The organism is Stenotrophomonas sp. HMSC10F07 (genome assembly GCF_001807895.1).
Classification (GTDB): domain Bacteria; phylum Pseudomonadota; class Gammaproteobacteria; order Xanthomonadales; family Xanthomonadaceae; genus Stenotrophomonas; species Stenotrophomonas sepilia.
Window position 1 is genome coordinate 164,804 of the sequence record NZ_KV791446.1, and the last position, 8,164, is coordinate 172,967.

The 8,164-nt window shown below is 65.3% G+C and carries 7 protein-coding genes; 1 reads left to right on the forward strand and 6 read right to left on the reverse strand.

The features are described from left to right. Positions 1–8 precede the first annotated feature (8 nt). The 6 genes from pilV to grxD all read right to left on the reverse strand — a co-directional run bounded on the left by pilV (position 9) and on the right by grxD (position 7,368). The gene (pilV, locus tag HMPREF3114_RS18595; protein WP_005415962.1) at positions 9–506 is read right to left on the reverse strand and encodes a type IV pilus modification protein PilV; all 498 of its coding nucleotides are present in this window, start codon (positions 504–506) and stop codon (positions 9–11) included. After that, positions 503–1,018: a pilus assembly FimT family protein gene (locus HMPREF3114_RS18600; RefSeq protein ID WP_053500312.1), complete on the reverse strand. Its 516-nt coding sequence runs from the start codon at positions 1,016–1,018 to the stop codon at positions 503–505. Before HMPREF3114_RS18600 ends, pilV begins: the two co-directional genes overlap by 4 nt. Before the next feature lie 161 nt (positions 1,019–1,179). Next, positions 1,180–2,568 (reverse strand): nucleotide 5'-monophosphate nucleosidase PpnN, encoded by a 1,389-nt coding sequence (ppnN, locus tag HMPREF3114_RS18605; protein ID WP_019659018.1) that lies wholly within the window; start codon positions 2,566–2,568, stop codon positions 1,180–1,182. Positions 2,569–2,820: 252 nt separating this feature from the next. Further along, the gene (locus tag HMPREF3114_RS18610) at positions 2,821–6,042 is read right to left on the reverse strand and encodes a TonB-dependent receptor (protein ID WP_083297620.1); all 3,222 of its coding nucleotides are present in this window, start codon (positions 6,040–6,042) and stop codon (positions 2,821–2,823) included. Positions 6,043–6,274: 232 nt separating this feature from the next. Then, complete coding sequence (locus tag HMPREF3114_RS18615; protein ID WP_070490361.1) at positions 6,275–7,051, reverse strand: SDR family NAD(P)-dependent oxidoreductase; 777 nt, start codon at positions 7,049–7,051, stop codon at positions 6,275–6,277. Next, the gene (gene grxD / locus HMPREF3114_RS18620) at positions 7,048–7,368 is read right to left on the reverse strand and encodes a Grx4 family monothiol glutaredoxin (RefSeq protein ID WP_005415957.1); all 321 of its coding nucleotides are present in this window, start codon (positions 7,366–7,368) and stop codon (positions 7,048–7,050) included. Before grxD ends, HMPREF3114_RS18615 begins: the two co-directional genes overlap by 4 nt. A gap of 121 nt (positions 7,369–7,489) precedes the next feature. Here grxD and HMPREF3114_RS18625 point away from each other — a divergent pair, with 121 nt between their 5' ends. Further along, the gene (locus tag HMPREF3114_RS18625; protein WP_032954072.1) at positions 7,490–8,068 is read left to right on the forward strand and encodes a superoxide dismutase; all 579 of its coding nucleotides are present in this window, start codon (positions 7,490–7,492) and stop codon (positions 8,066–8,068) included. Positions 8,069–8,164: the final 96 nt, after the last annotated feature.

The following is an 8,164-nucleotide window of genomic DNA, read 5'->3' on the forward strand; positions in this document are numbered from 1 at the left end:
GGGCATGTTCACAGGAAGGTCGTCAGGCCGAAGGTGGTAAGGCTGTCGGGGTCCTTCGGATCCCAGCGCTGGTCACCCCAGCTGATGGCCACGGTGACCTCGCCGGTGCTCTGCACGAAGGTCACCTGTGCGCTGGCCTTCTCGCCCAGCGTGCGTGCGACCTCGCACTGCCAGCGCGCGACGTTCGCCTGCGGCGTCACGGCGGCGCCGGTCGGCCAGGCGCAGGCGCCGCTGGGCTTCACCGAGCCGGCCGAGAACGAGGCCGAGGAATAGGCGCCACCGGCCAGGGTGTCGGTGCGCTGCGCGCGCATCAGTTCGATCAGGTCGTTGGCCAGGTTGGTCGCCTGGGTGCGGTAGTTCGCGCTCTGCACGAAGCGGACGTTGGTGGTCTGCAGCAGGGCGAAGCCCAGCAGCCCGAATGCCAGGATCAGCACCGCCACCATCACTTCGATCAGGCTGAAGCCCCCCTGCGACGAACGCGGGCGGGCCAGGTTGCGGCGGCTCATGAGCAGGTTCCCTTGGTCACCCGGACCTGGCCGGATTGGTTGATCGTCAAGGTGCTTTTCGATTCGCCGGCCTTGCACGCATCCGGCGACAGCACCAGCGTCTGATCGGCGACCGCCCTGCGCCGGCCGCGCCCGTCGAAGGCGATGACCGCACCCGGCGGGCCAACTACGCTCAGCTGCGGATTGCCCTGTGAAAAGCGCAGCGCGACGTCATTGCTGCCCATCTGGCCGTCGCCATCCAGGTCCGACCAGGCCAGTACCCCCTTGGACCAGTCGCCATCACAGGCTTTGCCATCGGCGCTGCCACAGACGCCGCCACCGTTGCTGTTGCGGATGCCTTCGCTGCGGGCCAGGTTGGCCAGCGCGATCAGCTCGTTGTTGGCGGTCGCCAGCCGGTTCGAGCGGATCATGCCGCGGAAGCTCGGATAGGCGATCGACGCCAGGACCACGAAGACGGCCAGCGTGACCATCAGTTCAACCAGCGTGAAGCCGTTGTGCCGGCGCAAAGACATTGGACGCTCCCCAGCGTGTTGGTGGCCACGATGGGCCATCGCCCCGCCACCGGCAAGCGGCGGCAGGATGAACGGTCAATCCGGGGCGACGGGCGTCAAAGGCTTGACGACCCGCCCTTCCCTGCCAGTGCCGGCGCGATCCCCATCGCGCCGGCCCGGGTTCAGGCCAGCACCTGGTAGCAGGGCTGGTACTCGCCGGAGATCTTCATCCGGCGCTGTTCGACGAAGGCGCGCAGCAGCGCATCCAGCGCCTGCATCATGTCCGGGTCGCCGTGGATCTGGAACGGCCCGAACTGCTCGATGCGGCGCATGCCGTCTTCCTTCACGTTGCCGGCGACGATGCCCGAGAACGCGCGGCGCAGGTCGGCCGCCAGCGCGTGCGGGGCACGCCCGTGGTGCAGGTCCAACGCCGCCATCGCTTCGTGGGTGGGTACGAACGGCTGCTGGTACTCCCACGGAATCTCGATCGACCAGTTGAAGAAGAACGAGTCCTTCTGCGCCAGGCGGTGCTCGCGCACGCGCTTGATGCCAGTGGCCATCTTCTTCGCAACCGCCACCGGGTCGCCGATGATGATCTCGTAGCGCTCGGCAGCCGCATCGCCCAGGGTCAGGCGGATGAAGCGATCAATCTGCTCGAAGTACGGTGCCGCTACCGTCGGGCCGGTCAGGATCAGCGGGAACGGCAGGTCCTTGTTCTCCTCGCGCAGCAGGATGCCGAGCAGGTACAGGATCTCTTCGGCGGTGCCGACGCCACCGGCGAACACGATGATGCCGTGCCCGATGCGGACGAAGGCCTCAAGGCGCTTCTCGATGTCCGGCATGATCACCAGGTGGTTGACGATCGGGTTCGGCGACTCGGCGGCGATGATGCCCGGCTCGGTCAGGCCGATGTAACGCGTCACGGTGCGGCGCTGCTTGGCGTGGGCGATGGTGGCACCCTTCATCGGGCCCTTCATCGCGCCCGGGCCACAGCCGGTGCAGATGTCCAGGCCGCGCAGGCCCAGTTCATAGCCCACTTGCTTGGTGTACAGGTATTCGTCGCGCGAGATCGAGTGTCCGCCCCAGCACACCACCAGGTTCGGATCACCCGGATTGAGGATGCGCGCGTTGCGCAGCAGGCCGAACACCGCGTTGGTGATGCCCTCGGATGACTCCAGCTCGGCCGCGTAGGCCGGGCCCATTTCGATGGCCATGTAGGCCAGGTCGCGCACGACGGCGAACAGCAGTTCGGCGACGCCGCGGATGATCTCGCCGTCGACGAAGGCCATCGCCGGCGCGTTGACCAGATCGATGCGCACGCCACGATCCTGCTGCGCCACCTGGATGTCGAAATCAGGGTAGAGATCGCGCGCGGCGCGCGGATCGTCCGAGGCGCTGCCGCTGGTCAGCACGGCCAGCGCGCAGCGGCGCAGCAGCTCATGCATGCCGCCGGCGGAGGCATCGCGCAGGCGTGCCACCTCGGCCCGCGACAGCACATCCAGCCCACCGCGCGGGTAGATCCGGGCATCCTGCACCGGCAGTGCACGGGCCGATTTTTCGTTCGTGGTCATATCCAATTTTTCGCTTCCTTCAAGGTTTCCGACTGTACTGCCGCCCCCTTAAAAAGCAAAACGGCCGGGAAACCCGACCGTTGGATGTGTGCCACCCGCGTCCGCCATTCCGGGACCGCATCGGCGGCGTTGGCACCGCGCACATTTCTGGATGCTACGCCGTTGCCCCACGCCCTGCAAGGACTTTCGCCTGAACGGGAAACGGCCGGGTTTCCCCGGCCGTTTCCACTTACCGCTTCAAGCGCTGATGGATCAGAACTTGTACTTCAGGGTCAGCTGCATCGACCAACGCGACACGGCGGTGTTGCCCTTGTCGTTGTTGTTTTCCTGCACCGACGGGTTGTCGGTCGAACCAGTGAAGGAGTACACGTACTTGCCGGTGGCCGGATCGATACCTGCGTAGTTGGCAACGCGACGGGTCGAGTAGAAGCCGTAGTCGTCGATCAGGCCCCACTTCTTGTTCAGCAGGTTGCCGACATTCATGATGTCCAGGGCGACTTCACCCTTGTGACCCTTCATGAAGCCCGGGAATTCCTGGCTGACGCGGACGTCGAAGCTGTTGACCCACGAGGCGCGGTGGCGGTTGGCCGGGACCACGCTGCCACGGTAGGCATCGAGTTCCGGGTTCTGCGCCAGCCAGTCGAAGAACTGCTTCTCCATTGCGGCACCGCCGGTGAACAGCACGTCGCCCGGACCCTTCGGCACGTAGAACAGGTCGTTGGTGGTGGCACCGTCGCCGTTGGCATCGTTGTAGAAGATGTAGCTGTACGGACGGCCCGAACGGCCTTCGTAGAACAGGCCGACGCGGGTGGCGTTGTCACCGAAGAAGTTGTGCTTCCACTCCAGGGTGCCGGTGACGCGGTCCTTCATCGCATAACGCGAGTTGTAGGCCACGTTCTCGTTGGCATTGAAGATCAGCGTGTTGTTCCAGTTCGAGGTGTTCTGCGAGCTGGACAGCGGGCTGACTTCGGTGGACTTGGTGTAGGTGTAACCCAGCGACCAGCCCCAGTTCTCGGTCAGCGGCTTGGCCAGCGAGAAGGTGGCCTGGGTGCCGCGGCCCTTGTCGGTGTTGCGCAGGACCAGAACGTCGCCGATATCCTTCGGACGGTTGAAACGATCAACTGCATTTTTGGTACCGGTGGAGATGCCGTAGTCGACACCCTTATCGATGCGAGTATTCGCCGAGTTGCGTCCGGCATCGTTCCAGTAGATCGCGCGGCCATCCTGACCGAAGGCGGTCGGCGCCGATACGTCCAGACGGTCGAAGTAGATGCCGTCCTTGACCTTGGTGAACAGCACTTCGGCCGACGCGACGATGCCGTACCACGGCAGCTCATGGTCGAACGCCAGGTTGGCCTTCCACACCGACGGCAGGCGGGTGCCCGGCGCGATGATGTCGACGTTCTGACGGGCCGAAGCCGGGCCACCGGCCGGGATGTACGGGTTGTTGCCGTCCGGAGTGAAGGCACCGGCCGGGATGCTGCGCTCGTCGTACTCGATGTAGTTCAGGCCGGTGTTCTGGTAGGCACCTGCCAGCCACACGTTCGGGGCGGCGCCGCCGAACAGGCCCACGCCACCGCGCAGCTGGGTCGGGCGATCGCTGTCGAAGGTGTAGTTGAAGCCGACGCGCGGCTGCACCAGGTTCTTGTCGACCAGCTTGGTGTTGTTGAAGCCGTACAGCTGCTCGATGCGCGGGTTGTACAGGCGCTGGGTGCTGAAGTCAGGCATGTCGATGCGCACGCCGAACATCAGGTTCAGGTTGTAGTTGATCGCCCAGGTATCCTGCACGAACACGCCGGTGTTCTTCAGGGTGAAGTCGGCCGGGATGTCGCTGCGGCTGCCATCGGCGCGCGGAGCACGCAGCTGGTAGCGCGAAGCCTTGCCCGCCAGGAAATCGTTGACGCTGTTGAATTCGTACACGCCGTTGAGGTTGCGGCCGTAGAAGTTCATCAGGTCATTCTTCGAGTAATCGAAGCCGAACTTGACGGTGTGGTCACCGATGTACCAGGTACCGGCACCAAAGGCGCTCAGTTCCTTCGACTCGACGATGTTGACGTGGGTGTTCTGTTCGGTACCGACGTACAGCGAATCGTTGCCCGACTTGATGCGGATCTGCGGCATGTCGACCAGCGGGACGCGGTTGGCCGAGTAATCCTTGTGCGAGACCTTGAACTCGGTCGAGAAGTTCTCGGACCAGTCACTGAACAGTTCGCCCATCCAGGTTTCGTACTGGGTCGGCTGCTGGTACCAGAAGTTGCTCAGCGAGATGGCGCTGCTGCTGACCTGCGGGAAGCGAACGACGTTCTGCTCCATCTTGTTGTAGCGCAGGGCCGCACGGTGGTTCTCGTTGATGTTCCAGTCCAGCTTGACCGCATACTCTTCGATCTCGGTCTTGCTGTTCGGCGCCGCCAGGCTGCCCGGGTCGTAGCCCAGCTTGCCCAGGAAGTTCTGGACGTCGGTGATCTGCTGCTGGGTGATGGTGCCACGGCCGATCGGCGTGTCGCTCAGGGCGACGCCGGCAGCCGAGCGCTCGTACTTTTCATAGTTGGTGAAGAAGAACAGCTTGTCCTTGACGATCGGACCGCCGAAGGTCATGCCGTAGGTCTTCTCGTCCTCGAAGCCGTTGAAGTCCTGCTTGTCACCTTCCAGGCGCGAGCGGACCATGTCCTTGTCGCGGTACGAACCGTACACGGTGCCGTGGAATTCATTGGTACCCGACTTGGTCACGGCGTTGATCACCGCGCCGGTGCCACCGGCGATGGTGGTGTCGTAGTTGGCCAGGTCGATGTTGATTTCCTGGATGGCGTCCATCGACACCGGCTGACGCTCGGTCGGCAGGTTGTTGGAACCCAGGCCGAACGGATCGGAGGCGCTGATGCCGTCGATGCGGATGGCGTTGTAACGGGTGTTCTGGCCGCCGGCCGAGATCGCGCCGTCCGCCTTGCTGACCTGCGAGATGCGCGGGTCGAGACGCACGTAGTCCTGGATGTTGCGGCTGGCCGACGGCAGCGCATCCATCGTTTCGCGGGTCACGTTGGTGCCGGTGCCCATCTTGTTGGCACTGAACAGGTCCAGGCCGCCGGCGGTGGCAACAACGTTCACCGCGTCCAGGTTGGTTGCAGCCAGGTCACCGCCCAGGTTGGCGTTGACGGTGTTGACCTGGTTCAGGTTCAGGTACACACCTTCCTCGGTCTTGGTGCCTTCACCGGACTTGGTGATGGTGATGGTGTACGGACCACCCACGCGCAGGCCGCGCGCGTTGTATCGGCCCGACGCATCGGTGGTGGCACGCGAAACAGTGCCCGACTCGGTGTGCGTGATGGTGACTTCAGCGCCAGCGACAGGCTGGCCTGCAGCGGACATCACCTGGCCGCCGACACCGGCGGAGGTGCTGCTCTGGGCGAAGGCGGGAGCGGCAGCAAGTGCAGCCACGAGACCAAGGGTGAGCTTGGACATCCGGAGTGGGTGGGTCATTTTTCGGTAGCCTCGATGCGAGTTGGCGATGGCGGAAAAAAAGCGCATCCAAGCAGCCCTGCGGGTGGCTGATCGGAGAGTTATCTGGGGTTCCCTACCGCTCGGCTGAAGGCAGCCCTAACGGTTAACACTAGATTAACACGCTACGCCATCAATGTGACGGTTGTGCGACAAACGGCACCGGTTCGCAACGCAATCGTGACGGGTTCTTCACTCCGCCTTTCCACGGGACTCACTTTTCCCGGGGCATCCCACTGGCGTCGAGAATCTGCCCGCGCCAGGTGCTCCCAGCGGCGGACAGCAGGGTCACCGCCGCGGCCGCCGCGGCTTCCGGGCCTTGCGCAGCCGGGTCCTGGTCGATGGAATAGGCACGTGCCCGCAGCGCCGTGCGCAGGGGGCCGGGGTACAGGCCGCTGACCCGGACGGGACTGCGGCCCAGTTCATCGTGCAGGCTGGCGATCAGGCCACGCAGGCCGTGCTGGGCCACGCCGTACCCGCCCCAATAGGCCTGCCCCACCCGGTCGGGGGCATCGACCGCGAACACCAAGGCGGCATCCTCGCGCTGCCGCAGCAGCGGCAGGCAGGCCTGGGCCAGCCAGGCCGGGGCCGTCAGGGTGACATGGACCGCGCGGGCGAAACTGGCCGGGTCAGCCAGTTCAAACGGAGTCAGCCCGGGGAAATGCGCGGCGCAGACCAGTAGTCCATCCAGCCGCCCCAGCTCGCGCTGCAGGGCCTGGGCCAGTTCGGCATAGTCATCGGGGCCGGCGCCTTCCAGGTCCAGCGGGTACAGAAGAGGTTCCGGACCGACCACCTGGACCTGGGCATAGACCCGGTCCAGCCGGCGCGGCTTGCGTCCCAGCAGTACCACGGTGGCCCCGGCTGCCGCTGCGGCGACCGCCGCGGCACTGCCCAGCCCGCCCCCGGCGCCGGCGACCAGTACGACGCGATCCTGCAACGGACGGCCATCAATCGCCCCGTCAGTCGGTGACGTCGACGGCCAGGCACTCATCCCTGGGTCGCCTCTTCGACGATGCGCTTGAGCTCGCCGGATTCAAACAGTTCCATGACGATGTCGCAGCCGCCGATCAACTCACCGTTGATGAACAGCTGCGGGAAGGTCGGCAGATTGGAAAAGCGCGGCAGGTTGGCGCGGATCTCCGGCTCTTCGAGCACGTTGACTGTGCGCAGGGTGACGGCGCCGGCTGCCATCAACGCCTGCACGGCGCGACTGGAAAAGCCGCACATCGGGTATTGCGGGGTGCCCTTCATGAACAGCACGAGCGGGTAACGATCGACCTCGGCCTGGATTTGCTGCATTACCGCCACAACCACACTCCTTGCTTCGCCGGACAAACCGACCGTGATGGTCGGCTAGACTGCCCACGGTAGCCGCCATTGTAAGCGGATGGAACAGGCTGCCGCCGTCCCCCTGGCCACGAACCTGTCCATGCCCGTCGAATTGCCTGCCCTGCCCTACCTCCCCGGCTCCCTGCAGCCCCACCTGTCCGCGCAGACCGTTGAGTTGCATCACGGCCGCCACCACCGCGCCTACGTCGACGCGGTCAACGCCGGCACTCTCGGCACCGAGTGGGAGGAGGCGTCACTGGAAGAGATCGTGCGCCATGCCCAGGGCACGCTGTTCGATGCGGCCGCCCAGGCCTGGAACCACGGGTTCTACTGGCAGTGCCTGCGCCCGCGCGGCGGCGGCGAGCCGCAGGGCCGGCTGGGCGAGCTGGTCAAGCGCCAGTTCGGTGATGCGCAGCGCCTGCGCGAGGAATTCAACCGCACCGCGCTGGGCCTGTTCGGCTCGGGCTGGGTGTGGCTGGTGCAGCACCCCGGTGGCCAGCTCGGCATCCAGGCCACCCGCAACGCCGGCACGCCACTGACCGGCGAAAGCACCCCGCTGCTGTGCTGCGATGTCTGGGAGCACGCCTACTACACCGATTACCAGAATGATCGCGCGCGTTACCTGGATGCCTTCTGGCAGATGGTCAACTGGGAATTCGCCGAGAGCCAGCTGCGCTGAGGCAGCGGCTCGGTCACAGGGTAGTGCCGGCCGCTGGCCGGCAACCCACTGGACGTACAAGGATGCCGGGGTTGCCGGCCAGCGGCCGGCACTACC

Bases quoted from the DNA above. Each gene is read 5' to 3' on its own strand.
- HMPREF3114_RS18610 (WP_083297620.1), bottom strand. From the start codon at position 6,042: ATGACCCACCCACTCCGGATGTCCAAGCTCACCCTTGGTCTCGTGGCT.
- HMPREF3114_RS18615 (WP_070490361.1), bottom strand. From the start codon at position 7,051: ATGAGTGCCTGGCCGTCGACGTCACCGACTGACGGGGCGATTGATGGC.
- HMPREF3114_RS18600 (WP_053500312.1), bottom strand. From the start codon at position 1,018: ATGTCTTTGCGCCGGCACAACGGCTTCACGCTGGTTGAACTGATGGTC.
- ppnN (WP_019659018.1), bottom strand. From the start codon at position 2,568: ATGACCACGAACGAAAAATCGGCCCGTGCACTGCCGGTGCAGGATGCC.
- HMPREF3114_RS18625 (WP_032954072.1), top strand. From the start codon at position 7,490: ATGCCCGTCGAATTGCCTGCCCTGCCCTACCTCCCCGGCTCCCTGCAG.
- pilV (WP_005415962.1), bottom strand. From the start codon at position 506: ATGAGCCGCCGCAACCTGGCCCGCCCGCGTTCGTCGCAGGGGGGCTTC.